This window comes from Allobosea lathyri (genome assembly GCF_900108245.1).
In the GTDB taxonomy this organism is placed as follows: Bacteria; Pseudomonadota; Alphaproteobacteria; order Rhizobiales; family Beijerinckiaceae; genus Allobosea; species Allobosea lathyri.
In genome coordinates this window covers 151,893-175,016 of sequence record NZ_FNUY01000003.1, presented here as the reverse complement: position 1 = coordinate 175,016, position 23,124 = coordinate 151,893, and the positions used below count along the sequence as shown (strand labels likewise).

The 23,124-nt window shown below is 66.0% G+C and carries 24 protein-coding genes and 1 other RNA gene; 10 read left to right on the top strand and 15 right to left on the bottom strand.

Going from position 1 to position 23,124, the window contains the following annotated elements:
• Nucleotides 1-6: 6 nt before the first annotated feature.
• Nucleotides 7-894, top strand: coding sequence for a phosphoserine phosphatase SerB (gene serB / locus C4S73_RS08325; protein ID WP_103872027.1), 888 nt, complete (start codon nt 7-9; stop codon nt 892-894).
• A 161-nt stretch (nt 895-1,055) separates the two neighbouring features.
• Here the strand turns inward: serB and C4S73_RS08320 are convergent, their stop codons facing one another.
• From C4S73_RS08320 to C4S73_RS08280, 8 genes are all read right to left on the bottom strand, one after another.
• The gene (locus C4S73_RS08320) at nt 1,056-1,397 is read right to left on the bottom strand and encodes a DHCW motif cupin fold protein (protein ID WP_103872026.1); all 342 of its coding nucleotides are present in this window, start codon (nt 1,395-1,397) and stop codon (nt 1,056-1,058) included.
• 80 nt (nt 1,398-1,477) lie between these two features.
• Entirely contained in the window at nt 1,478-3,010 is a 1,533-nt protein-coding gene (locus C4S73_RS08315) for a Do family serine endopeptidase (protein WP_103872025.1), read from the bottom strand.
• 139 nt (nt 3,011-3,149) lie between these two features.
• Complete coding sequence (locus tag C4S73_RS08310; RefSeq protein WP_103872024.1) at nt 3,150-3,338, bottom strand: DUF2065 domain-containing protein; 189 nt, start codon at nt 3,336-3,338, stop codon at nt 3,150-3,152.
• Nucleotides 3,339-3,359: 21 nt separating this feature from the next.
• A complete protein-coding gene (gene hflC / locus C4S73_RS08305) occupies nt 3,360-4,325 on the bottom strand; it encodes a protease modulator HflC (RefSeq protein WP_103872023.1) in 966 nt (321 codons plus the stop codon).
• The gene (gene hflK / locus C4S73_RS08300; protein WP_103872022.1) at nt 4,322-5,476 is read right to left on the bottom strand and encodes an FtsH protease activity modulator HflK; all 1,155 of its coding nucleotides are present in this window, start codon (nt 5,474-5,476) and stop codon (nt 4,322-4,324) included. Before hflK ends, hflC begins: the two co-directional genes overlap by 4 nt.
• Nucleotides 5,477-5,976: 500 nt before the next feature.
• Nucleotides 5,977-6,519 carry a dihydrofolate reductase gene (locus tag C4S73_RS08290; RefSeq protein ID WP_103872020.1) on the bottom strand — a complete coding sequence of 181 codons (543 nt, stop codon included), beginning with the start codon at nt 6,517-6,519 and terminating at the stop codon, nt 5,977-5,979.
• A gap of 5 nt (nt 6,520-6,524) precedes the next feature.
• The gene (locus C4S73_RS08285) at nt 6,525-7,007 is read right to left on the bottom strand and encodes a GNAT family N-acetyltransferase (RefSeq protein WP_103872019.1); all 483 of its coding nucleotides are present in this window, start codon (nt 7,005-7,007) and stop codon (nt 6,525-6,527) included.
• Nucleotides 7,004-7,798, bottom strand: coding sequence for a thymidylate synthase (locus tag C4S73_RS08280; RefSeq protein WP_103872018.1), 795 nt, complete (start codon nt 7,796-7,798; stop codon nt 7,004-7,006). Before C4S73_RS08280 ends, C4S73_RS08285 begins: the two co-directional genes overlap by 4 nt.
• Nucleotides 7,799-7,982: 184 nt before the next feature.
• On the opposite strand from C4S73_RS08280, the gene C4S73_RS08275 reads away from it, so the two are divergent.
• The 7 genes from C4S73_RS08275 to C4S73_RS08245 all read left to right on the top strand — a co-directional run bounded on the left by C4S73_RS08275 (nt 7,983) and on the right by C4S73_RS08245 (nt 11,720).
• A complete protein-coding gene (locus C4S73_RS08275; protein ID WP_160115695.1) occupies nt 7,983-8,321 on the top strand; it encodes a PepSY domain-containing protein in 339 nt (112 codons plus the stop codon).
• 179 nt (nt 8,322-8,500) lie between these two features.
• On the top strand, nt 8,501-8,722 hold the full coding sequence (locus C4S73_RS08270; RefSeq protein ID WP_160115694.1) for a hypothetical protein: 222 nt from the start codon (nt 8,501-8,503) through the stop codon (nt 8,720-8,722).
• Nucleotides 8,723-8,762: 40 nt separating this feature from the next.
• Nucleotides 8,763-9,175, top strand: a transfer-messenger RNA (tmRNA) gene (gene ssrA, locus C4S73_RS08265).
• Nucleotides 9,176-9,232: 57 nt separating this feature from the next.
• Complete coding sequence (locus C4S73_RS08260) at nt 9,233-9,871, top strand: SspB family protein (RefSeq protein WP_103872417.1); 639 nt, start codon at nt 9,233-9,235, stop codon at nt 9,869-9,871.
• 11 nt (nt 9,872-9,882) lie between these two features.
• Nucleotides 9,883-11,277, top strand: a complete 1,395-nt coding sequence (gene fumC, locus C4S73_RS08255; protein WP_103872015.1) for a class II fumarate hydratase — start codon at nt 9,883-9,885, stop codon at nt 11,275-11,277.
• A gap of 14 nt (nt 11,278-11,291) precedes the next feature.
• On the top strand, nt 11,292-11,492 hold the full coding sequence (locus C4S73_RS08250; RefSeq protein ID WP_103872014.1) for a DUF4169 family protein: 201 nt from the start codon (nt 11,292-11,294) through the stop codon (nt 11,490-11,492).
• 3 nt (nt 11,493-11,495) lie between these two features.
• Complete coding sequence (locus C4S73_RS08245) at nt 11,496-11,720, top strand: ribbon-helix-helix domain-containing protein (protein WP_103872013.1); 225 nt, start codon at nt 11,496-11,498, stop codon at nt 11,718-11,720.
• A 295-nt stretch (nt 11,721-12,015) separates the two neighbouring features.
• Here C4S73_RS08245 and C4S73_RS08240 read toward each other — a convergent pair whose 3' ends face one another.
• Together C4S73_RS08240 and C4S73_RS08235 are read right to left on the bottom strand one after the other, a co-directional pair.
• Nucleotides 12,016-15,624: an AsmA family protein gene (locus C4S73_RS08240; RefSeq protein WP_103872012.1), complete on the bottom strand. Its 3,609-nt coding sequence runs from the start codon at nt 15,622-15,624 to the stop codon at nt 12,016-12,018.
• 222 nt (nt 15,625-15,846) lie between these two features.
• Nucleotides 15,847-17,286 carry an FAD-binding oxidoreductase gene (locus tag C4S73_RS08235; RefSeq protein WP_103872011.1) on the bottom strand — a complete coding sequence of 480 codons (1,440 nt, stop codon included), beginning with the start codon at nt 17,284-17,286 and terminating at the stop codon, nt 15,847-15,849.
• Nucleotides 17,287-17,593: 307 nt separating this feature from the next.
• On the opposite strand from C4S73_RS08235, the gene C4S73_RS08230 reads away from it, so the two are divergent.
• Together C4S73_RS08230 and C4S73_RS08225 are read left to right on the top strand one after the other, a co-directional pair.
• Entirely contained in the window at nt 17,594-18,097 is a 504-nt protein-coding gene (locus C4S73_RS08230) for a thioesterase family protein (protein ID WP_103872416.1), read from the top strand.
• 90 nt (nt 18,098-18,187) lie between these two features.
• Nucleotides 18,188-18,469: a DUF427 domain-containing protein gene (locus C4S73_RS08225; RefSeq protein ID WP_103872010.1), complete on the top strand. Its 282-nt coding sequence runs from the start codon at nt 18,188-18,190 to the stop codon at nt 18,467-18,469.
• On the opposite strand, the gene C4S73_RS08220 is transcribed toward C4S73_RS08225, so the two are convergent.
• The 5 genes from C4S73_RS08220 to C4S73_RS08200 all read right to left on the bottom strand — a co-directional run bounded on the left by C4S73_RS08220 (nt 18,470) and on the right by C4S73_RS08200 (nt 23,088).
• The gene (locus tag C4S73_RS08220) at nt 18,470-19,270 is read right to left on the bottom strand and encodes a potassium channel family protein (RefSeq protein ID WP_103872009.1); all 801 of its coding nucleotides are present in this window, start codon (nt 19,268-19,270) and stop codon (nt 18,470-18,472) included.
• A gap of 47 nt (nt 19,271-19,317) precedes the next feature.
• The gene (locus C4S73_RS08215; protein WP_244595508.1) at nt 19,318-19,992 is read right to left on the bottom strand and encodes a class I SAM-dependent methyltransferase; all 675 of its coding nucleotides are present in this window, start codon (nt 19,990-19,992) and stop codon (nt 19,318-19,320) included.
• The gene (locus C4S73_RS08210; RefSeq protein ID WP_244595507.1) at nt 19,989-21,242 is read right to left on the bottom strand and encodes a BtaA family protein; all 1,254 of its coding nucleotides are present in this window, start codon (nt 21,240-21,242) and stop codon (nt 19,989-19,991) included. Before C4S73_RS08210 ends, C4S73_RS08215 begins: the two co-directional genes overlap by 4 nt.
• An 83-nt stretch (nt 21,243-21,325) precedes the next feature.
• On the bottom strand, nt 21,326-22,294 hold the full coding sequence (locus C4S73_RS08205) for a tripartite tricarboxylate transporter substrate-binding protein (RefSeq protein ID WP_103872008.1): 969 nt from the start codon (nt 22,292-22,294) through the stop codon (nt 21,326-21,328).
• A gap of 89 nt (nt 22,295-22,383) precedes the next feature.
• Complete coding sequence (locus tag C4S73_RS08200; protein ID WP_103872007.1) at nt 22,384-23,088, bottom strand: GntR family transcriptional regulator; 705 nt, start codon at nt 23,086-23,088, stop codon at nt 22,384-22,386.
• Nucleotides 23,089-23,124 lie beyond the last annotated feature (36 nt).

The following is a 23,124-nucleotide window of genomic DNA, read 5'->3' as shown; positions in this document are numbered from 1 at the left end:
CCTCATATGCTCGTCGCGACACTCGTTTCCGCTCATGGTCAGGCGCTGGTCGATGAGCCCCTGCTCGCGCGTCTCGCGGGCAGCCTGCCCGGTGTGACCGCCACGGCTCGCCTCGACGGCGAGATCGCCGCCGACCTCTTCGCGGAAGGCGCCGACGCGCGCAAGCTCGAAACCGAAATCCGCGTCGCGCTCGCCGGTGCCGCCATCGACATCATCGTCCAGCCCGCCGCGACACGGCGCAAGGCGCTGTTCCTCGCCGATATGGATTCGACGATGATCGGCCAGGAATGCATCGATGAACTCGCCGCCTATGTCGGGCTGAAGGAAAAGGTCTCGGGCATCACCGAACGCGCCATGCGCGGCGAGATCGAGTTCGAGCCGGCCTTGCGCGAACGCGTTGCCCTGCTGAAGGGCGTGCCGCTCGCCGTGGTCGACGAGATCATCGCCCAGCGGATCACGCTGACACCCGGCGGCCGGGAGCTCGTCCGCACCATGCGCGCCAATGGCGGCTATTCCGCGCTGGTCTCGGGCGGCTTCACCGTATTCTCAGGCCCGATCAGCGCCACAATCGGCTTCGACGAGCACCGCTCGAACCTGCTGCTCGCCGAGAACGGCGTCCTGACCGGCGAAGTCGCCGATCCGATCCTCGGCAAGCAGGCCAAGCTCGATTCCCTGATCGAGTTGCGCGCGCGCTTCAGCCTCGCGCCGGAGCTGACACTGGCCGTGGGCGATGGCGCCAACGACCTCGCCATGCTCGGCGAAGCCGGCCTCGGCGTCGCCTTCCGTGCCAAGCCGGCCGTCGCCGCGGCAGCCGATGCGAGGCTCGACCATGCCGACCTTAGCGCGCTGCTCTATGCGCAGGGCTACACCGGCGCCGAGATCGTGCGCGGCTGAATGTTTGACGATTTTGCGTGAAAACACGCCGTCATCCTGGGCGACCGAAGGTCGGCCCGGGATCCATCGTGGGACGCTGCGCCCTCCGATGGATCCCGGAGCTGCGCGGCTTCGCCGCTTGTCCAGGATGACGGTTCGGGCCCGAATGCAGGCGACGATACCTAATCGACGATGAACAGCTTCGCGCCCTTGGGGGCGCTGGAGCGGTGCGCCTCCGCCTGATCGGCGACCTGATAGCTCATGCCCGGCCGCAGCGGAAAGACGCGACCGTCCTCCAGCGTCGTTTCCATCTCGCCGTCCAGGCACAGGATGATGTGTCCCTTCGAGCACCAGTGATCGGCGATATAGCCCGGGGAATACTCGACCATCCGAACCCGGATGCGGTTGTCGGCAGGCCCGAAATACTGCGTGCGCCAGATCGCCTCGCCCTCCTCGCCGGCATGGCGCTCGGGCGCAACGCTCGCCCAATCGGTGGTGACGAACGCAATATCGCTAATCTTCATCTCGGCATTCCCATCGGCAGATCGAACGAAAAAGGGCGGCCCGGATGGGCCGCCCCAAAGAGCATCGAACGCGATAAATCTCAGTTCATGGACACAGCGACGAAGCGGACTTCGCCCTGGGCATTCGAGATCAGGAGCAGGGCCGACTTCTTGCCCTCCTTCTTCAACGCATCGAGGCGCTTGGTCACGTCCTCAGGCGAATTGACCGCCTCCTGGCCGATTTCGACGACCAGCTCTCCGACCATGATGCGCTTGTCGGCGGCGTTGGAGTTGGGATCGACCTTGGTGATCACGACGCCCTTGGTGCCATCCTTGATTGAATAGCGCTTCCGCAGGTCGTCGGTCTGGGGCGAGAATTCGAGACCCAGCGCCGTGGTTACCGCGGGCTTGGCCGGCTCGGCCGGTTGCTTCGCGGAGGCCGGCTGCACCTTCTCGCCATCCTCCAGGCGACCGAGCTTGACGGTCTTCACCAGCTCCTTGCCCTTGCGAATGACGGTGATCGGCACATCCTTGCCGACCGGCGTCGCGGCGACGATGCGGGGCAGGTCGCGCGAATCCTTGACCTCCTTGCCGTCGAACTTGGTCACGACGTCGCCGATTTCGAGGCCTGACGGCTTGGCCGGCCCCTTCTCGTCGATGCCGGCGACGAGCGCGCCGCGCGCCGTGCCAAGGCCGAGCGCCTCGGCAGTGGCGTCGTCGACGCTCTGGATGCGCACGCCGAGCCAGCCGCGACGGGTCTCGCCGAACTCACGCAGCTGCTCGACCACATTGGCGGCAAGCGCGGACGGAACGGCAAAACCGATGCCGACCGAACCGCCCGTCGGCGACAGGATCGCCGTGTTGATGCCGATGACTTCACCGGCCATGTTGAACAGCGGCCCGCCCGAATTGCCCTTGTTGATGGCAGCATCGGTCTGGATATAGGTGTCGTAGGGGCCCTGCTGGATGTCGCGGTTGCGTGCCGAGACGATGCCCGAGGAGACCGAGCCGCCCAGGCCGAACGGGTTGCCGATCGCCATCACGGGGTCACCGATGCGCATGGCGTCGGAATCGCCGAACTTCACGGCCGGCAGCGGCTTGTCATGCTTCACGCGGAGCACGGCCAGATCGACCTTGGTGTCCTTGCCGATCACCTCGGCCTTGAGCCTGAGCCCGCTGTTAAAGATCACGGTGATCTCGTTGGCATCGCCGATGACGTGGTTGTTGGTCACCACGATGCCCGAGGCGTCGATCACGAAGCCCGAACCGGCGGATTGCGAGCGGCGCTGCTGCGGCGGCTGGTTCTGGCCCTGCTGGCCCTGCCCCTGCTGGCCCTGGCCGCGACGGTTGAAGAATTCCTCGAAGAGATCACCGAACGGCGTATCGGGGCCGAGCTGCGGCAGCTGCGGCAGGGTGCGGCTGCGGGTATCGCTGGTGGTCACGGCCGAGATGTTGACCACGGCCGGCATCACGCGCTCGGCCAGATCGGCAAGCGAAACCTGGCCTTGCAGCACGGGCGAGGAGGCAGTCTGCGCGGGCACGAGAATGGGCGACGCCACCAGTGCCAGGCAGGCGACACCGGCCAGCAGCGCAATGCGCATCGGCCGGGCAGCGGGAATGGATTTCAATGCCATCTGTGTCCTCGTAACAGAAAATTCAGGCCGATCTGAGCGGCGCAAAACACCCGACAGATTGAACTCCAAATTGCGGCGGAAGGGCGACGCACGATCATGTCATCAAACACGATCATGTGCACGTTCAAGTCACATTCCGTCACATTCCGCGCGCGACCCAGACCAGAACGACCCCCAGCACGGCGGAGCCGAGCCCGATCAGGCGCATCCGGTCGGCGGGTGTTTCCGCCGCGCTGCGCAACGCATCCTTGGCGAGGTTCGGCACCGCCGCGAACAGGATTCCCTCGATCGCGAAAACGAGGCCGAGCGCCGCGATGAAATCAAACATGCGCGACGCTCGTCTTCAAGATCAGGGCCGTGCCGGTGCGGCGGGAGCCGCCGGCGCCGGAGGTGCTGCCGGCGCGGGAACGGTGCCGGGAGCATTCGCCGGTCCTGCCACTCGCGGGGCGTTGGGCCCGTTGAAGAAGCGGAAGAACGGCGAATCCGGCGACAGAACCATGCGTGTATCGCCCGGCTTGATGGAAGCCTCATAGGCCTGCATCGAGCGGTAGAACACGAAGAACTCCGGATCCTTGCCGAAGGCTTCGGCGAAGACGCGGTTGCGCTCGCCTTCACCCTCGCCTCGGATCTCGTCGGCGCGGCGCTGGGCCTCGGCGACGATGATGGTGGAGTCCCTGTCGGCCCGTGCCCGGATTTCCTGGGCCTGCTGGCCACCGAGCGCGCGGGCTTCGGCCGCCTCGCGCTGACGCTCGGTCTGCATGCGCTGGAACACCGCAGCCGAGTTGGCTGCAGGCAGATCCACGCGACGCAGGCGAACATCGACGACCGTCATGCCGAAGCGGGCGGCCTCGCGGTTCACATCGTCACGGATGCGGTTCATCAGCCGCGCGCGATCGTTGCGGACCATCGAGGTGAAGCTGGCTTCCGCGAGCACGCTGCGGACATTGCCGTTCACGATCGAGGCCAGCTGCGAGTTGGCGCGCGGGATGTTGTTCACGGCCTGGTAGAACCGCAGCGGATCGGAGATGCGGTAGCGCGTGAACGCATCGACAACGAGACGCTTCTGGTCCGAGGCAATGATTTCCTGCGCCGGCAGGTCGAGATCGAGGATGCGGTTGTCGAGCAGGGTGACCTGTTCGAACGGCGCCGGCAGCTTGAAGTAGAGGCCGGGCTCGGTGACGACGCTGCGGACCGCGCCGAAGCGCAGGACGAGCGCGGACTGCGTCTGCTGGACCACGAAGGTCGCGGCATAGAAAACGATCGCGGCGATGGCGACGACGACCAGTGCGCCGATGCGGAGAATGGAGCTGTTCATCGCACGGCTCCCGTCTGCGGCGCGCCTGGCGCCGGGCGCCGTTGCTGGAGTTCGCTCAGCGGCAGATAGGGCACGACGCCCTGTCCGCCGGTGCCGTCGAGGATGATCTTGTCCGTGCCGCCCATGACGCGCTCCATCGTCTCGAGGAAGAGACGATCGCGGGTCACGCCCGGCGCGTTCTTGTACTGCTCATAGACCGCGTTGAAGCGGCTGGCCTGACCGATCGCTTCCGCAACCGTCTGGTCCTTGAAGGCTTCGGCACCCTGGACGAGCTGCGACGCCCGGCCACGAGCCTCGGGAACGACGCGGTTGGCATAAGTCTGCGCTTCGTTGCGCAGGCGCTCCTGGTCGGCTCGCGCCGCCTGGACGTCGCGGAAGGCGTCGATGACCTGCTGTGGCGGGTCGACCTTCTGCAGCTGGACGAGGTTGATCTGCACGCCGGCCTTGTAGGAGTTCAGCGTCTCCTGCATCAACTGGCGAACCTCGGTCTCGATCACGCCACGATCCGTCGTCAGAACGGGCTGGATGTTGCGGCGGCCGATGATCTCGCGCATCGCGCTCTCGGCGACAGCCTTCACGGTGCCCGGAGGATCCTGGATATTGAAGACGTAATCCTCAGGCGCAGCGGCATCGATCTTCCACTGCACGATCACGTCGATATCGACGATATTCTCGTCACCGGTCAGCATCAGGCTTTCCTCGATCACATCGGTCTGGCGCGATGCGCGCACGGACTCGACGGTACGGAAGCCGACTTCGGTGGTGATGACATTGGTGACCTGGGGCTTGATCACGCCACCGATCGGATAGGGCCAGTTGTAGTTCAGGCCTTCGCCGGTCTTGCCGATGAACTTGCCGAAACGCAGGTTGAGGCCGACCTCGTTGGGCCGCACGATGTACCAGCCGGTCATGAGCCAGAACACGATCAGCAGCAGGACACCGAGGATGATGCCTCGGCCGCCGATATTGCCGCCGGGAACGAGATTCTTCAGCCGGTCTTGGCTACGACGCAGGATTTCTTCCAGATCGGGCGGAGAACCACCGCCTCCGCTGTTCGGACCGCCGCCCCAAGGGCCGCCGCCGCCGCTTCCTCCGCGCTGGCCCCAGGGTCCTCCCCCACCGCCACCGCCGCTCTGGTTGCTCCAAGGCATACTAACGCCGTTCCCTTCCGCTCTCATCCGGCCGTGCATTAAGCAAAAGGCGGCCGTTTGTCAGCGCCCCCCAAGTGAGGCCTGTGGCGCTGACTTGGTCATGGGCCATGGATTCGTCAACGGCGCAAGCCATTCATCGTCAATGGAAAGCCGCTTTCAGGAGCGGCTGCCGCGCCCCGAACCTGAGCGGCGACCTCGCTTGCTCCCGGAGCCAACACCTGTATTCGCTTCCGATGACGGCGAAGCATCATCATCCGTTACATTGCCTTCGCCAATGCCACACGAGCGTTTTGACGCGCTGATCGAGCCATTATTGCAGACAAACTTGCTACCGCTACAATGCGACACGCCGCCCTTTTTGCCGGAGCAAGGCCGATTTCCTCGCGCTTCAGCGGCCGAGACGAACAAAACAGGCAAAGCAGCCGCCAAGCCAGCAAGAAAAGACCGTCGCAGCATCGCTCGCCCCAGTTGTCATCGTCACCGTACAACCTATGCGACAATCAGCCTCCGGGTCGAGGACGATCGCGTGTTTCCTTTCGGCGATAGGTCGCGAAGGTGAAGGGGTGCTCGTCATCGCTGCCGCCGGGGTGGCTTTCGCGCGCACCGGCGACGAAGAGCGACCGGTCCCACTCGGGAAAAAGCGCATCGCCCGGCGGCGTCGCATGCACCAGCGTCAGCTCCAGACGATCGGCCAAGGGCAGCACCTGACGGTAAAGCTCGGCGCCCCCCGCCACGGTGACTGAATCTGCGCTCATCGCGGCGCCGAGGCTCTGCCCCTGCGCCAGGGCATCGTCGAGCGAATGCGCGAGATGGACACCATCGGGCCGGAACTCTGGATCGCGCGTCAGCACGATGGTCTCGCGCCCCGGCAAGGGCTTCCCGATCGAAAGGAAGGTCTTGCGGCCCATCAGCACCGGCCGGCCGACCGTCAGATTACGAAAATGCCTGAGATCGGTCTTCAACCGCCAGATCAGCCGGTTATCGTCGCCGATGACGCCATTATCGGCGATCGCCGCGATCAGGACGACGGGGAGCGCGGCCATGGCGGTCAACTCCCCTGCCCCAGCCGCGCCAGCGCTTCGCCATCGAGCCGCTTCACCGTCCACTCATCCATCGCGGCAGCCCCGATCGAGCGATAGAAGGCGCGCGAGGGCTCGTTCCAGTTCAACACCCACCAGGCGAGGCGGGCCAGCCCCTCCGCCACGCAGCGCTTCGCCAGCCCCGCGATCAGGGCCTTGCCGATCCCGCGACCGCGCTGCTCGGGCCGCACGAACAGGTCTTCCAGCCAGATGCCGTGCCGGCCGCTGAAGGTCGAATAGGTGTAGAACCACACGGCGAACCCGACCGGCTCGCCGTCCCATTCCGCAATGTCGCAGGAGACGCGCGGATTGGGTCCAAACAGCGAAGCGGCGAGTTCGGCCTCGGTCGCCTTAACCTCATGGCTGAGTTTTTCGTACTCGGCGAGTTCCCGGATGAAGCCGAGCACAAGGCCGGCCTCGTCAGGCCGGGCGGGACGGATATGAAGTGTCATATTGCGATGGGAGCCTTGATCGCCGGATGCGGGTCATAGCCTTCGATCACGACATCCTCGAAGACGAAATCCTCCAGCCGCGTCACTGCCGGGTTCAGAGTGAGCCGCGGCAGCGGCCGGAACTCGCGGGAGAGCTGCAAGCGCGCCTGGTCGAGATGGTTCACATAAAGATGCGTGTCGCCGAACGAGTGGATGAACTCGCCGACACCCAGCCCGGTCACCTGCGCCACCATATGCGTCAGCAGCGCATAACTCGCGACATTGAAGGGCACGCCGAGAAACACATCCGCCGAGCGCTGGTAGAGCTGGCAGGACAGCTTGCCATCGGCAACGAAGAACTGGAACAGGCAGTGGCACGGCGCCAGCGCCATCTTGGGAATGTCGGCCGGGTTCCAGGCCGAGACGATCAGCCGGCGCGAATCCGGATTGCGCCTGATCTCGTTCACCAGCCAGGCGATCTGGTCGATCGTGGTGCCGTCCGGCGCCGGCCATGAGCGCCATTGCCGGCCATAGACCGGGCCGAGATCGCCATTGGCATCGGCCCATTCGTCCCAGATCGTGACGCCGTTTTCCTGCAGATAGCGCACATTGGTGTCGCCGCGCAGGAACCAGATCAGCTCATGGATGATCGATTTCAGGTGCAGCTTCTTGGTCGTGACGAGCGGGAACCCCTCGGCCAGATCGAAGCGCATCTGGTGGCCGAAGACGGCAATGGTTCCAGTGCCGGTGCGGTCGTCCTTGCGGACACCCTCGGTCAGGACACGCTGGAGGAGATCATGATATTGGCGCATGGAGTACCTTCTAGCTGGATTCGTCGGCCGGCCCAAAGACGCCGTGAAGACGATTCGCGGCTCAATTCACCGAATTCAGGCAGTCGAAATTCTGCACGCAAAAACCTGCACGCGCGGCGGCGCGCCGGAACCATGTCCTCCGCCCATCGTTGCCTAGAGATCGGCCATGACGAAGGAGACAGCCATGACCTCTCGCAAAACCGCGTCAGCATTGGCGCTCGCTGCCTTGCTGGCACTGCCCGCAACCATTGCGGCAGCCCAGACGTCCGTGCCGCCGCCTGCGCAGTCGCCTGCTCCGGCCCAGCCCGGCGCACCCGCAATCTCCATGGAGCATGCCCGCCGCATCGCCAGCGAGAACGGCGTCGTGCGGATCGAGGAGATTAAGCTCGATGACGGCAAATGGGAGATCGAAGGTCGCGACAGCGCCGGCGCGCAGATCGAGATCAACCTGCGGGCCAGCGACGGCGTGATCATCAAGATCGAGCGCGACCGGCCGGTCTCCGCGGGGGTTGCGCGCCCTTGATCGAATCACCGCGCTCACGAGATCGCGAAACGATGTGAATTCCGGCCCCTGCGCCGGCTACGAGACCCGCCACAATCATGGCGTCTTTAATCCCCTCGCGACGATGTGTTTGCGGGGGATTCGATATGCAAATTCACGGGCTTTTCGCGGGGCTGGCTTTCGCCGCCTCTACGGTGACGATGACCGGGCCGGACCTGCTCGCGGCCTCCGGCAAACCTCGGGGGCAGAGCGCCCCGGTCATCTCCGAACGTCTGGCGCGCAGCATCGCCTGGAGTTCCGGCGTCCTGCATATCGAGGAGATCGCCCTCTACGGCGAGCGCTGGGAGATCGCCGGCCGCGATCGCGAGGGCAATGAAAAAGCCGTCGATATCAGCGCCGACGACGGCCGCATTCTGAATTGATGCCGCACTCCCCGGAAATAAGCCGGCGATGTCTCCTTCCTCTCTTTCCCTGCCGCTTCGCAGCCCCTATATTCGCTTTGCCGTTCGCAAGATCGGCTATGGCGATAAACGAGCGTCGGAATAAGCTTTTCGGACCCGGGGGCGGTACCCGGCGCCTCCACCACAGCCCTGCAGCGCAAGCTTTGGGGCGGCCTGCGGGATCTTGGACCGCGGGCTGGCCAGGCCAGTCAAATGGCAGGGTTGCGGCGGGGGCGAAATAGGATCGACGAGAGTGTAAAGGCCGTTCTTTTGCCCGGTATGGTTCCGCCGTTATAGGGCTAACGCATAGTTGCCAACGACAACAATGCTCGGGTTGCTGTCGCCGCGTAAGCGGTGCTGGTTCCCAAACCTAAGTCCTTGCGTTTAGCGGCGTAAGGCGGGGCTCGGAGGCGCCTGGCAACAGAAGCCTCCACTTTTTTTGGGCCTGCCGGCTTTTCCCGCCGGATGCTGGAAGCGGAAACTGTAGTCGCGATGTCAAAGGATGTTCTTCGTTACGACCTCATGGTGCAGGAGGCACTGAAGGGAGTCGTGCGCAAGATTCTGACGGAGGCCGGTCGAGACGGCCTGCCCGGTGAGCATCATTTCTACGTCACCTTCCGCAGCACCGCTCCAGGCGTACGCCTGTCGCAGCGCCTTCGCGAAAAACATCCCGAAGAGATGACGATCGTGCTCCAGCATCAGTTCTGGGACCTGAGCGTCGGCGAGCATTCCTTCGAGGTCGGCCTCTCCTTTTCCGGTGTGCCCGAGCGGCTGCTCGTGCCCTTCGACGCGATCACCACCTTCTTCGATCCGTCCGTGCAGTTCGGCCTGAAATTCGAGACACAGGACGCGCCGGACGCGGCCTCGGCCAACGATCAGGCCACCAGCTCCGCCAAGACGCCACGCGCTGTGGGCTCGGAATCCGATACCGATTCGTCTGCCCCGATCGCGCTTCCCGTCAAGGTGACACCGCCCGGCGTTCCCGCGCTCAAGGGCAAGGCGTCGGACCGCGACGCCGAACCTGCAGCCAAATCCTCGGCCAAGGGCGCCAAGGCGACCGAGCCGACTGAGGGTGACGACAGCGGTACCGCTCAGGTCGTGAGCCTCGATTCCTTCCGCAAGAAGACCTGACGGCGCCCCCCATGTCCGAGATCCGCACCGAAACCGATTCCTTCGGCCCTATCGCGGTGCCGGCCGATCGTTATTGGGGGGCTCAGACGCAGCGCTCCCTCGAGAACTTCCGCATCGGCGGCGAGCGGGAACGCATGCCATTGCCGCTCATCCACGCGCTCGTCCTCGTCAAGAAGGCCGCCGCGCATGTGAATGCACGGCTCGGCCTCATCGACCAGCGCGTCGCCGGCGCGATCGGCCAGGCGGCAGATGAGGCCTTGTCGGGCAAGTTCGACACGCATTTCCCGCTGGTCATCTGGCAGACGGGCTCCGGCACGCAGACCAACATGAACGTCAACGAGGTCCTGGCGAACCGCGGCAACGAGCTTCTCGGCGCCGGCCTTGGCGCAAAAAGCCCGGTTCATCCCAACGACCACGTCAACCGCGGCCAGTCCTCCAACGACTGCTTCCCGACCGCGATGCATATCGCCGCAGCGCTCGAAATCTCGCGCCTGCTGCTCCCGGCGCTGCGCCAGCTCGAGAAGGCGCTGGATGCAAAGGCCGCGGCCTTCAAGAATCTGATCAAGATCGGCCGCACGCATCTCCAGGATGCGACGCCGGTCACCCTCGGCCAGGAATTCTCCGGCTACGCCATGCAGGTCCATCTCGGCATCGGCCGCATCGAGGCCTCGCTGGGCGGGCTCCATGCGCTGGCGCAGGGCGGAACGGCCGTCGGCACCGGCCTGAACACCCATCCCGACTTCGCTGTGCTCTTCGCCAGGGAGGTCGCCTCCCTGACCGGCCTGCCCTTCCGCAGCGCCGAGAACAAGTTCGAGGCGCTGGCAAGCCATGGCGCGCTCGCCGCGGCCCATGGCGCCCTCGCCGCGCTCTCCTCCGACCTGTTCAAGATCGCCAACGACGTCCGCCTGATGGGATCGGGCCCTCGCTCGGGCCTCGGTGAAATCAGCCTGCCCGAGAACGAGCCGGGATCCTCGATCATGCCCGGCAAGGTCAACCCGACCCAGGCCGAAGCGCTGACCATGGTCGCGACCCAGGTGCACGGCAATCAGGCGACGATCGGCTTCGCGGCGAGCCAGGGCCATTTCGAGCTCAACGTGTTCAAGCCCGTGATCGCTGCGGCCTTCCTGCAATCGGTCCGGCTGCTGGCGGATGCCGCCGAGAGCTTCCGCGTCAATTGCGTCGAGGGCATCGAAGCCAATGAGGACCGGCTGGATGAGCTGCTTTCGCGCTCGCTGATGCTCGTCACGGCGCTTGCTCCCGCGATCGGTTACGACATGGCAGCCGGCATCGCGAAGGCGGCCCACCACAACGGCTCGACCCTGCGCGACGAGGCCTTGCGCGCCGGCGTGGCAGCCGATCTCTTCGACAAGACGGTCAAGCCCGAGCTGATGCTCGGCCCGGCCTGAGCGGATTTCGCGGCATGGCCGAGATCGTCAACCTGCGTCGCGCCCGCAAGCAGCGCGCCCGGCAGGATGCCGAGAAACAGGCCGAGCAGAACCGCCTCACCTTCGGCCGCAGCAAGGCCGAGCGCCTCGTCACCCAGGCCGAGCGCGACAAGGCCGCCAGGATCCTCGATGGTCATCGCCTGCCCGGCGACGACGGCGATCCGAAAGAAACCTGAGCGATGAAGCCGGAGCGCAAGCGCTCGCTCTCCATTGCCGGGCACCGCACCAGCGTATCCCTCGAAGACCCGTTCTGGGATGCGTTGAAGCAGATCGCCGCCACCGAGGAACGCACCATCGCGGCGCTGATCGCGGAGGTCGATTCGAAGCGTGATGCGACGAACCTCTCCTCGGCGCTGCGCCTGCATGTGCTCGCTCATTACAAGCGGCTGGCCGGAGACGCGTGAACGCTTCGGCCGCTTCGCATCAATTGCCGATCGCGCTGCTTATCCTCGGGCACACGCCGTCATCCTGGACGAAGCGAAGCGGAGCTCCGGGATCCATCGAAGGGCCAAGTCCTTGCAAGAATTGGCGCTCTCCGATGGATCCCGGAGCTGCGCGGCTTCGCCGCTTGTCCAGGATGACGTGGCGGCTTCGCACCATGACACATCATAACAAAATAAATCTTACGATTTCAATATCTTACACAGACAGCTTGAATCAAGCAGACAAGCCCTTGAATCGATCTGCGAAGGCGTTGAATCAGTTTGGCGGCACGCTGCGCGATAGCGGCCTCGGCACGGATTCGATCTGCAGCGGGGGCGCCAGCGGCGGAACGGCTGCGCCGGGCGTCACCGGCTGCAACCCGGAATCGGGAAAGCTCGAACGGGGTGCGCCCGGCAGGATCAACGGTCCCGGCTGCGGCTGCTGAGCGGCGGCTCTCTCGGCTGCGGCGCGGGCGCGCGCGGCGCGGTCTTCGGCCTCGATGCGGCGCCGCATCTCTTGCTCCAACCGCGCCTGCTCCGCCCGCTTGGCATCCTCGGCACGCTTCTCCTCAGCCAGGCGGCGGAGCTCCTCGGCTCGGCTTGCCTCTTCCGCACGCTTCTCCTCGGCGATCCGGCGGTCCTCCTCGGCCTTGAGGAATTCGGCGAGCTTGCGCTCGTTCTCACGCATCTCGCGCTCGGCCCTGAGGCGGCGTGAATGCATCGCCCGTTCGCGCGCATCGGCCTCGAACGCCTCGACGCGCTCGATCTCACGCGCCAGCGCGCGTGCCGCGACGGTATTCGAGAGCGCGCTGACATCGGTCTCGCGTCGCGGCGCCGAGAGCGGCCCGCGCCAAGCCACGCCGATCTGCGGCGCGTCTCCCGGCCAGCCCTTGGGCAGCGGTCCGAGCGGCTTCAGGCCCAGCCTGATGTCAGCCGTCAACGCCCGCAGGTCGACGACGCCACTCGCCTCCGCGCGCAGGCCACTGCGCTCGAAGCTGAAGGGCTGCAAACGCGCCAGACCGGCCGCCAGCGTAAAGGGCAAGGTCACGTCGCCAAGCGCCCAGGCATCGCGATCGAGCGCCTCGCCGAGCCGGCCTTGCAGCCGCGAGGTATCGCTTTCCGAAGCGTCCTCGCCGGTGGCCGCAATGACGCGCGAATAGGCCGCCGGGTCGAAGCGGCTGAGACGCGCACCCGTCAATGTCACGCTGCCCGCGCCGCCGAGCCCGGCGATCAGCCGCGCCGGGCTCTCGCCGGAGCCGCCGGCTTCCAGTTGGCCGGAGAGCTTGCCGCTGAGGGCGCCATTGGTCAGCCCGGCAAGATCGACCTGCGTCAGGTTCACGCGCCCCGAGAGCTGCGCTAGACCACCCTCGCGCCGGATCCCGAGTCGTCCCCTGACCTGCCCGCCGCCATAGGCCGCCGTCAGATTCTCAAAACGCAGCCCGTCCTGATCGGCCTGCAGCGTGAGCCGGGCGTCGCGCATCACGACGCTATCCGCCGCCGTCAGCGTGCCGGCTTCGATAGCGAGCGCCAGATCGGGCAATCCTGCCGTTCGCCCGAAGCGCGCGGTCGACCATGTCGCGCCCGGCCCTGCCGGCGTCCCGCCAAGCGACGCGGCGAGCAAAGCCCGCAGATCGACGGCCGGCAGAACGAGCTTGCCGGAATAGGCGCCCTCGCGCGGCAGGACGAGCGAACCCCGCACTGTGGCGCCATCCAGATTGACGACGAGATTGTCGAGCGTCACCGCCTCGGCCGCAAAACCCACCTTGGCATGCGCATCGAGGATTCCGTCGGGAAGAAGCCGGGCCGGTCCTTCCGGCAAAACCTGGCTCGGCCCATCCGCCTGGACCGTAAGCCGCGACCCGCCGCTCGCTTCATCCTCCAGCACGACCGAAAGCCCGGCTCCCGCGAGCGAGCCGAGCAAGCGCCCCGCGGCCCGTTCCAGCACGAGCTTCCCGGCGCCGCCCTGCATCGGCGCGGGCAGGCCGAGCGCCGCGAAGGCCTGCCGCCGATCGGCGAGATCGAAACGCAGGCTGGCGTTGTTCCAGGTTCCGGCCGGGTCGAGCCTGCCATCGAAGCTAAGGCGCCCGGCCTGCGCGCCACCCTCGACGGACACGCCCGTATCACCCGTCGACGAACGCGTCAGCCGGAAGCCCGCATCCAGCCGCGAGAGCCCGTCGCCAGCACGCGCCAGCGCCTGACGGGCAAGATCGGGCAGCAATGGCCCCGCCAGCGCAGCCAGCGTCTCGAAACGCGGCGCGCGGATGCGCCCGGAAATCTCGCCGCCTTCCGCCAGAAGCGCGCCCGCGCCGGTGACGGCCACGCCACCGAAGCCGTCGATGGCAAGGCGGCTCAACCGCCACGTCGTGCCCTCCCGGCGCAAATCGAGATTGGCCGAACCGGGCGGCGCATTGCGGAAGCGGGCATTGGTCAAGGCGATGTCGAGCGCCAGATCGCGCTGGCCGACCAGCCCGGCGAAGCTCGTTGCCGGCGGCAAGGTGTTCAGGTCGAGCCCGTGCAGCGTCGCCTTGGCCACGAGCCAGTCGGACATGATGTCGCCCGAGCCCTCCAGCCGGATACCGGACGAGCCCGTGACCAGCAGGCGCTGGACACCGACCCGGCCGCCATCCCATGCGGCGACCGCCTCGGCATCGATCCGGCCAAGCCCGGCGATGAGATCGGCGAGCGCCGGGTCGAGCCCGGCACGGGCCAGCACCAGCCCGACACGGCGCGAATCCTCCGCCTTGATATTGATCTGACCGGCGATGCCATTGCTATCCGCGCCACCGCTGGCGCCGATCAGCGCGCCCGCGACGCGAACCGAGGCCGAGGCGTCGCTGAGGCCATTGCCGTGAAGCCGGCCGCGCAGCGCCAGGGCCGAGAAATCCTCGCCGCGCCAGATCAGCTGGTCGAGATCGAGGCCGATATCGAAGGTGCCCGGCAGAGCCTGCAACGCCCGCTCAAAGCCGGCGCGCTCGCCCAGCGCCGCAATAAGCCCATCCGCATCGAGCCGCCGCGCCCGAAGCGCGAGCGAACCGCTGCCCGATGCCGGCAGGAATTGCCCCTCGCCTTCGAGCCGGGCGGCACCGCCGGCAATGTCGAGGACGAGCCCGGAGAGATCGAGCTGGCGGCTGCCTCCCCTGACCATTCCGGTGAGCCCGAGTGCGCCGCCCGGCGCTAGGGTGAACGAGCCTTCGACACCAATGCCGACGGTTGTTTGCGAGGCCGGCAGCAGGAATGCGCCGTCGAAGGCGATCTGCGCATCCTCGCCGGTGACGAAGGCCTTGGCACGCAAGCGGCCTCCCTCCTCCAGTTCACCGGTCGTGATGCGCAGGGACGAACCCGCCACTTCGCCCTCGATGCGCCAGGGCCCCGCGAGGCTGATGGCCGAAACCTCAGCCGCGATCGGCGAAAGCATGACGGGCTCTTTGTCGCGGTCACGCCAGATCAGGGCCGAGCGGCGAATGGTGAGGCGGTCGAGGCTGGTTTGTGCCGGCAGGCCGGAGCCCGTGCGGGTGGGCAGACGGATCGCGCCGGCGTCGTCGAGCACAACGGAGACCGTCGCGCCTTCCGCCTGCGCATCGGCAAAGCGGAACTCGCCCCGCGCCAGAGCCGACAATGCAAGCTCCACCGTCAGCTGCTCGACAGCGACCGTGCTGGCCTCGGTCGACATACCGCCGACACGGACGTCGTTCAGCGTCAGTCGCGGCGACGGCAGCAGGCGCAAGCCGATGCCCCCCGCGACGCTGGTTTCGACGCCGAGCGCCGCACTCAGGCGCGTTTCGATCTGGGGCCGATAGTCGCGCCAGTCGACGAAGCCCGGACCGATCAGGGCCGCAAGCAGCGCCAGCACCAGCAGGCCGGCCAGAACTGTCAGACTCTCACGCAACGTCCGGTTCTATCCTCGTCGTTTCGGGTCGCGGTCGTGATGCTGCAAGGTCGAAGCTGCAAGATCAAAGCCGGATGTCTTGCAACGCCATCCTGCAGCGTCACCTTGCAGCCAGGGATCAAGCCGGCAAGTCGACCATGACGGAAAGTCGATCATGACGGAAAGTCGCGGCAAGATCACGACATGCCCATCAAGGCTACGCAGGCACAAGCCACAGGGATGTCACAGGACGATGATTTTCCCCGGATTCAGGATGTTCTGCGGGTCCAGCGCGCGCTTGAGCTGACGCATCACGGCCAGCGCCGGCGCGCCATGCTCGGCTTCGAGATACTTGATCTTCTTCTGGCCGACGCCATGCTCGCCCGTGCAGGTGCCGCCCATGGCGAGCGCCCGCTTCACCAGCCGCTCGATGAAGGCCTCGGCGCGCGCAACCTCGTCGGCATCGTTCAGGTCAACAAGCGGCTGCGTGTGGAAATTGCCGTCGCCGACATGTCCTGCGATCGGCGCGATCAAGCCGCTCGCCTCGATGTCGCGCTTGGTCTCCTCGACGCAATCCGCAAGCTGCGAGATCGGCACGCAGACATCGGTAGCCACCGATTCCACGCCCGGCCGCAGCGCGCGCGCTGCCCAATAGGCGTCATGCCGCGCCTGCCAGAGCTTGCTGCGGTCCTCGGCCTTGGTCGCCCAGTCGAACGGGCCGCCACCGAACTCGGCCGCGATCTCGCCGAAGCGCTCGGACTGCTCGTGGACGCCGGCTTCCGAGCCATGGAACTCGACGAAGAGCATGGTGGTCTCGGGCAGGCCGAGCTTGGAATGCAGGTTGACGCCGCGGATCATGACATCGTCGAGCAGTTCGATCCGCGCCACCGGGAGACCGGATTGGATCGTGATGATCGTCGCGTCGCAAGCCGCCTTGACCGAGGGAAACGGGCAGACGCCGGCCGAAATCGCCTCGGGAATGCCGTGCAGCTTCAGCGTGATCTCGGTGATGATGCCGAGCGTCCCTTCCGAGCCGACGAGCAGGCGCGTCAGATCATAGCCGGCCGACGTCTTGCGCGCCCGGGTCGAGGTCTTGACAATCGAGCCGTCGGCCATCACCGCCGTCAGCGCCAGCACATTGTCCTTCATCGTGCCGTAGCGCACCGCATTGGTGCCCGAGGCCCGCGTCGCGGCCATGCCGCCGATCGAGGCATCGGCGCCGGGATCGATCGGGAACATCAGCCCCTGGTCGCGCAGATGCTCGTTCAGCTCCTTGCGGGTCACGCCGGCCTCGACGACGCAATCCAGGTCCTCGGCATGAACCGCGATGACGCGCTTCATCTGGCTCATATCGACGCAGACGCCGCCGAAGGGCGCGTTCACATGGCCCTCCAGCGAGGTCCCCGTACCGAAGGCGATCACCGGCACGCCATGTGCGCCGCAGAGCTTCACCACCTCGGCCACTTCCGCCGTGTTTTGGGGGAATACCACCGCATCGGGCGGCTGATTGGCGATCCAGGTCAGGGTATGGCCGTGCTGCTGGCGCACCGCTAGGCTGGTCACCAGCCGGTTGCCGAAGGACCCCGCCAGCGCCCGCGTCACGGCGGCGATGGCATCGGGCGACGGCGGCAGCTTTGCGGCAGATGCGGGGGCGTCATGAGGGGCGACGGCAAGCAAACTCATTGTCAACATCCGGTTCTAGCGCTTAGACTTGGAATTATTCGGTTTCGCAGACTGTTACGATCTCGATGCCAGTTTGGCGAAGCGGGCTCTTTTGCCCGTAAGCCGGGCTGACGGCAAACGGGATCGGTGCATACTAGACCATGCCGACAAGGAATTGGCAGCGACAATGATGCGGTTGCGTAGTGATCATCATGTCCGTGTCGCAGGCGGGCCGCGCCCGTCATTGTGGCGTTGAGTAAGGAGGGCGGCCGTGAAAGACGATATCCGCGCCCCGGCGCTCTTCTTCGCGCCTTTCGTGTCGTCGGCCATGCGGGTCGAGCCGCAATGGATCGACTATAACGGCCATCTCAACATGGCTTACTATCATGTCCTGTTCGACCGCGCGGTCGACGAGGTGTTCTCACTGGTGGGCCTGAACCAGGATTACGTCGATACCCGCCACGCCTCTTTCTTCGCGGCCGAATGCCACATCCTCTACAAGCGCGAGCTGACCGAGGGCGATCATGTGCGCGTCACGGCGCAACTCATCGCCTTCGACGACAAGCGCCTGCACTACTATCTTGAAATGCGTCACGCCAATGAGGGCTGGCTCGCCGCGACCAGCGAGAACCTCTCGCTCCATGTCGACACGACCAGCCGCAAGGTCACGCCTTTCCCGGCCGACATCCTGGCCAATCTCGCCTTGATGAAGGCGGCCCACACCATGATGCCGCTGCCCGCCACGATCGGCCGCATGATCGGCATGCCCAGGAAAACGGCGATCACGGTCGAGGGCATGACCGGTGAGCGCGAGGCCGAAACTCGGCACTGACGGCCCGTATGGCGGCAAGCCGCTGCCTGTCGTCCTCTCGTCGCGCCCCTTATTTGGCGCCGAGCGCATCGCAAGACAGGAGCTTTCGCCATGGTCAAGGCTATCTGGAACGGCGCGGTCGTCGCCGAATCCGATGATACCGTTATCGTCGAGGGCAACCATTACTTCCCCGCCGACGCGATCCGGCCCGAGCTGTTCAGGCCCAGCGCCGCGACCTCGATCTGCCCCTGGAAGGGTACCGCGAACTACCACTCGCTCATCGTGGACGGCAAGGAAAACGCCGACTCGGCCTGGTACTATGCCGATCCCAAGCAGGCAGCGGCCAACATCAAGGGCCGGATTGCCTTCTGGAAAGGCGTCACGATCTCCTGATCAGTCGTCGTGATCGGGTATCTTGAGCTTGTGGCCGCAGGCCTTGCAGTGCACCGCATCGGGTTCGTGCCGCTGGAGAGCGCATTCCGGGCAGGGAAACGTGACCTTGTTTGGCCGGAACACCGCTTGCGCCAGCCGCACGAACAGCGAGATGCCGACGATCATCACGCAGATCGAGGTCAGCTTGCCGGCGACGCCCGGCAGGGTGATGTCACCGAAGCCCGTCGTCGTGACGGTCGCGACCGTGAAATACAGCGCGTCGACATAGCCCTCGATACCGGACGTCGTCCTGAAGAAGGAGGTGTAGACGAAACCGGTGACGACGAAGAGGAACGTCACCAGATTGATCAGCGCCCGCGCCACATCCTCCCACTCGCGGTAACGCGTCTGGCGCAGCTGCGCCCAGAGCAGTCCCCGCTGCGACAATGACCACAGCCGTAATATCCGCAGGAAACCGAAATTCTCGAGCCATTGCGGCGCCAGCAATGTCGCGAGAATGAACAGGTCGAGCACCATGCTCGGCTGCCGCAACAGGCGCGGCACATTGGACGAGCCCAGCATGCGCGCGACGATCTCGACGGCAACGATGGCCGCGATCGAATAGTCGACCCAGAGGAAGGCAGGCCGATCGCGGATCAGCGGCGTCGCGATGAAAAAGGCGATGATCAGCAGGTCGACGATGATCGTCGCGAGCTGGAAGCGCACCGCTGCCGGCGAACGCCCGTGATAGAGCTGGCGCAGCCGGTCGCAGAGGCGACCAAACTCGCCCTCATCACGCAGCTCTTCGGGCTTTTCGCTCATTGCCGGGCGCTACCATGCCGGCAGGCAACGCGTCCAGCAAGCGGCGTTCATGCAGATGGTCGCTCGACCACCGCCTGCACCGCATAACCGCGAAAAAGCGGGACGCTTGTGCTGCGACAACCACCGCCCTCGGCCCTGGCGATGTCCTCAAGAACGACCGCGAGGCCGGTACGCGGCGTGACGTGGAAAAGCTTGAGCCATCGCATCAGCACCGCCTTGAACGGGGCCGGCAACCCAGCCTGATCGCCGAAATCGACGATATGCAGCGAGCCCCCGGGCGCCAGCTGCCGCAGCGCCTGCGCCGCCACCGCCTGCCAGGGCGGAATCATCGACAGCGCGTAGGAAATCACGATCCGGTCGAATCCCGCTTTGCCGAACAGAGCCCGTGGATCGAACGAGGTCGCATCGGCCTGGCGCAGATCGATACGGTCGGACAGGCCGGCCCGCGCCACCGACTGCCGCGCCGTCACCAGCATTTCCATGGAAACGTCGAGACCATGGCAGGCGCGGCCGGGATAGGCCTGCGCGATCTTGATCAGGTTGCGGCCGGTGCCGCAGCCGATCTCAAGGATGCTGCCGCCTTCGGGGGGCGCAAGCCCGGCGATCAGCTCATCGCGCCCAAGCAAATAGAATTTGCGGCTGGCATCGTAGATATGCCGCTGATGGCGATACATCGCGTCCATCAGCCCCGCGGCCTCGTTGCGGGCGCCGGCTGCGCTCATGCGCTCGCTCCCGGCAGGACATAGAGGTGAAACCCGCCATAGATTGAGGAGCGGTCGCGGGTGCAGAGCTCGCGGCTCAGCGCCTCGTCATAGCGCCACTGATCGAGGATCGCGGCCGGCACGCGCCCCGGCAGCAACCGCTCGTCGGCGGCGGTGCGGAAGATCACGCGCGCGCCCGGCCGCGCCGTGCGGGTGATCTGCGTCCACAGCGCCGTGAGATCGGCATCGTTCATCCAGTCCTGCGCGTCGAGCAGCACATAGGCGTCGCAGCTCTTGGCCGGTTGCCGCTCCAGAAATGCGGTGATCGCGCTCTGGTGATAGCCGACACGCCCTGCCCGCGCCTTCACGGCCGCGAAATTCGCGCGCTGGAGATAGGGCGGCAGAGCTGCGTCGGCGCCTGGCTCATAGCCGCGCCCGAAGGCCTGGCGGGCAAAATAGTTGGTCTTGAGGTCGAAGCCGCAGGCGAGCCGTTCCAGCCGGTGCCGCAACACGCCGCGAATGCCCTCGTCGCCATCGGCAGCCAGCGCCTTGTATTGCGCCGGCGGAATTCCGAGCCCGTAGAGCGAGGCCGGCTGCCGCACCAGCCAGCGCACCAGCGGCTTGTCGAAGACCGGTGCGAGATGCCGCTCGAACAAAACGCGCTGCTCGGCCATGTCGCGCGCCTTCAGCATCGCGCGCGGATCGCAGCCAAGCATGCGCCCGAGCAGATGGCCCGTGCCGATGAAGCGGCCGAGCAGGCCGTAGCGGTAGAAATTGCGGGCGAAGAGGCTGATCCGCCGGCGCCCGTTCAGGCCACGCCCTTCCCAGTAGCTGCGCGACACCGGGTCGAGATGCGCAGCGATCTCGCGGTCGTAGAGCTCGACATTGGCGCGAGACTGCGCCTCACCGAAGAAGCGCAGGAAATCCTCATGGCGGGACATGCGGGCAAGAGCCGCGAGCTTCAGCCGGCCCAGCGCGATATGAGCGCCGTTGAGGTCGATCGCGCTGATCTTGGCGGGATCGCCCGTCAGATAGGACAGTACATTGCAGGAGCCCGAAGCGATCGCCACGACATGATCGTCGGGGCGAAGCTCCAGCGCGTCCATGTCGACGACCGGGTCTTCCCAGATCTGCGGATAGACCAGCCCCGAAAAGGCCAGGGTGAACATCCGCTCCAGCAGGCCCGCCCGCGAGAGCGGCTTGCTGCGGTGAACTGCCGAGGTCAAACCCAGCGTGGTCGTGCGCCGAACCGTGCGTGCCGTCTGCGTCACTCAGCCCTCGAGCGGCTCGTTGCGATGGCGAGCCGACTAGAGGAGTCGCGTGACGGTTAGGTGACGCGATCGGCCTATCCGCGCTACTGCGCGGTGACGCCGGCCGCCTTGATCACCGGCGTCCATTTGTCGACCTCGGCGCGGACATGCTGACCGAGCGCGGCCGATGACTGGCCGGCCGAATCGGGAATCTCGCAGCCGAGATCGAGCAGGCGCTTGCGCACCGACGCATCGGCTAGCGCGGCGCGGCCGGCGGCATTGAGCTTTTCGACGATCTCCGCCGGCGTGTCCTTCGGCGCGAAGATCGCGTTCCAGCCCACCGCCTGGAATTCCGGCAGGCCGGCTTCCGCGCTCGTCAGCACATCCTTGGCAACGTCGAGACGCTTGGGCGTTGCCACCACATAGGTCTTGAGATTGGTCAGCTGCGGCACGATCCCGACCGTCTGGTCGCAGACATAGTCGAGCTGCTTGGCCAGCAGCGCGTTCATAGCCGGGCCGGAGCCACGGAACGGCACATGCTGCACCGGCGCCTTGATGAGATGATGGAAGTAGACGCATGTCAGATGCGAGGTCGAGCCGACGCCGCCATGCCCGTAATTATACTTGCCCGGATTGGCCTTCAGCAGCGCGACGAACTCCTGCAGCGTGTTGGCCGGGAAATCCTGATGCGCCGAGATCAGCATCGGCGTCCCCGCCGTATTGATCACCGGCGCGAAATCGGTGCGCGGATCATAGGCGAGGTTCGGATACAGGCCGACCGACGCCGAATGCGTGCCGAGATTGCCCATCATGACGAGGTAACCGTCAGGCGTCGCCTTGGCGACGCGCAGCGAGCCGGTCGTGCCGCCGGCTCCGGCGACATTCTCGACCACGATCGACTGCCCGAGCGTGCGCGACATGTGCTCGGAGACGATGCGCGCGATGATGTCGGTCGGTCCGCCGGCCGCGAAGGGCACGATCATCGTGATCGAGCGCGAGGGATAGGTCTGTGCCGTGGCCGGAGCCGCCGCGATGGCAAGGGCGGCCCCAAGGGCCAGGATGAAACGACGCATGGATTTCCTCCGAGTTGGGTTCGTCGCGTTGGTCGCGATCTTCAGGCGATTGAAAGCGAGTTGGTTGAACTGGCTTGAGGGAATTCGGGTTAGAGATGTCGCAAGCCGACGCTCTCGATCAGCGGCAGCAATTCGTCGCGCGCCCGGACCCGGTGATGCCGTGCCGCCTCCCGGGCCGCCTCGGGCATGCCATTGCGGATCGCGTCGATCGTGGCGCGATGCTCAGCTCCCGAAATCGGCAGGCGCGGACGCAGGCGCAGGGTCAGCATCCGGGCGCGATGAGACTGATCGTTGACGGTCTGGATGATCCGCATGAAGCGGCGGTTGCCGCAGCGCTCGACCAGTATGCGGTGGAAGGCCTCGTCGGCCCGCCCCCAGCCGGTGAGATCGCCGGCCGCCAGCGCCTGTTCCATGCGATCGGTCTCAAGCTGGAGATCGTCCGCCAACGCGAACCGCTCGACCTCGGGCAGATTCGCGGCCAGTTCGGCGGCGCCGGCCTCGATGGCGATCAGCACCTCATAGATTTCGCGGATGTCGTCGGGCGCGAGCGCGCAGATCACGATGCCACGCTTGGGCAGAATGCGGACGAGCCCTTCTTCCTGCAGCCTGAGCGCCGCCTCATGCACGGGCGTGCGGCTGACGCCGAGGCGCAGCGCCAGCTCTCCGGCCGAGGCCTGATAGCCCGGCGCAAAGACGCTCTCGCGAATGGCCTGTTTCAGGGCCGCATAGGCGCTGTCGACGAGGCTCAAAGCCCTGTCGCCCGCCTGTTCGATCGCCTTCAGACCACCCGGCATCTGTCCTCCTGTTCATCTAAGCTACCATCTTCCATG

What these genes read in the sequence shown, in the direction of transcription:
- fumC (WP_103872015.1), top strand. Translation starts at nt 9,883, where the DNA reads ATGTCCGAGATCCGCACCGAAACCGATTCCTTCGGCCCTATCGCGGTG.
- C4S73_RS08320 (WP_103872026.1), bottom strand. Translation starts at nt 1,397, where the DNA reads ATGAAGATTAGCGATATTGCGTTCGTCACCACCGATTGGGCGAGCGTT.
- C4S73_RS08275 (WP_160115695.1), top strand. Translation starts at nt 7,983, where the DNA reads ATGACCTCTCGCAAAACCGCGTCAGCATTGGCGCTCGCTGCCTTGCTG.
- C4S73_RS08260 (WP_103872417.1), top strand. Translation starts at nt 9,233, where the DNA reads ATGTCAAAGGATGTTCTTCGTTACGACCTCATGGTGCAGGAGGCACTG.
- C4S73_RS08285 (WP_103872019.1), bottom strand. Translation starts at nt 7,007, where the DNA reads ATGACACTTCATATCCGTCCCGCCCGGCCTGACGAGGCCGGCCTTGTG.
- C4S73_RS08200 (WP_103872007.1), bottom strand. Translation starts at nt 23,088, where the DNA reads ATGCCGGGTGGTCTGAAGGCGATCGAACAGGCGGGCGACAGGGCTTTG.
- C4S73_RS08315 (WP_103872025.1), bottom strand. Translation starts at nt 3,010, where the DNA reads ATGGCATTGAAATCCATTCCCGCTGCCCGGCCGATGCGCATTGCGCTG.
- C4S73_RS08230 (WP_103872416.1), top strand. Translation starts at nt 17,594, where the DNA reads ATGCGGGTCGAGCCGCAATGGATCGACTATAACGGCCATCTCAACATG.
- C4S73_RS08225 (WP_103872010.1), top strand. Translation starts at nt 18,188, where the DNA reads ATGGTCAAGGCTATCTGGAACGGCGCGGTCGTCGCCGAATCCGATGAT.
- C4S73_RS08220 (WP_103872009.1), bottom strand. Translation starts at nt 19,270, where the DNA reads ATGAGCGAAAAGCCCGAAGAGCTGCGTGATGAGGGCGAGTTTGGTCGC.
- C4S73_RS08215 (WP_244595508.1), bottom strand. Translation starts at nt 19,992, where the DNA reads ATGAGCGCAGCCGGCGCCCGCAACGAGGCCGCGGGGCTGATGGACGCG.
- C4S73_RS08270 (WP_160115694.1), top strand. Translation starts at nt 8,501, where the DNA reads ATGACCGGGCCGGACCTGCTCGCGGCCTCCGGCAAACCTCGGGGGCAG.
- C4S73_RS08310 (WP_103872024.1), bottom strand. Translation starts at nt 3,338, where the DNA reads ATGTTTGATTTCATCGCGGCGCTCGGCCTCGTTTTCGCGATCGAGGGA.
- C4S73_RS08250 (WP_103872014.1), top strand. Translation starts at nt 11,292, where the DNA reads ATGGCCGAGATCGTCAACCTGCGTCGCGCCCGCAAGCAGCGCGCCCGG.
- hflK (WP_103872022.1), bottom strand. Translation starts at nt 5,476, where the DNA reads ATGCCTTGGAGCAACCAGAGCGGCGGTGGCGGTGGGGGAGGACCCTGG.
- C4S73_RS08245 (WP_103872013.1), top strand. Translation starts at nt 11,496, where the DNA reads ATGAAGCCGGAGCGCAAGCGCTCGCTCTCCATTGCCGGGCACCGCACC.
- serB (WP_103872027.1), top strand. Translation starts at nt 7, where the DNA reads ATGCTCGTCGCGACACTCGTTTCCGCTCATGGTCAGGCGCTGGTCGAT.
- C4S73_RS08290 (WP_103872020.1), bottom strand. Translation starts at nt 6,519, where the DNA reads ATGGCCGCGCTCCCCGTCGTCCTGATCGCGGCGATCGCCGATAATGGC.
- C4S73_RS08235 (WP_103872011.1), bottom strand. Translation starts at nt 17,286, where the DNA reads ATGAGTTTGCTTGCCGTCGCCCCTCATGACGCCCCCGCATCTGCCGCA.
- C4S73_RS08280 (WP_103872018.1), bottom strand. Translation starts at nt 7,798, where the DNA reads ATGCGCCAATATCATGATCTCCTCCAGCGTGTCCTGACCGAGGGTGTC.
- C4S73_RS08205 (WP_103872008.1), bottom strand. Translation starts at nt 22,294, where the DNA reads ATGCGTCGTTTCATCCTGGCCCTTGGGGCCGCCCTTGCCATCGCGGCG.
- hflC (WP_103872023.1), bottom strand. Translation starts at nt 4,325, where the DNA reads ATGAACAGCTCCATTCTCCGCATCGGCGCACTGGTCGTCGTCGCCATC.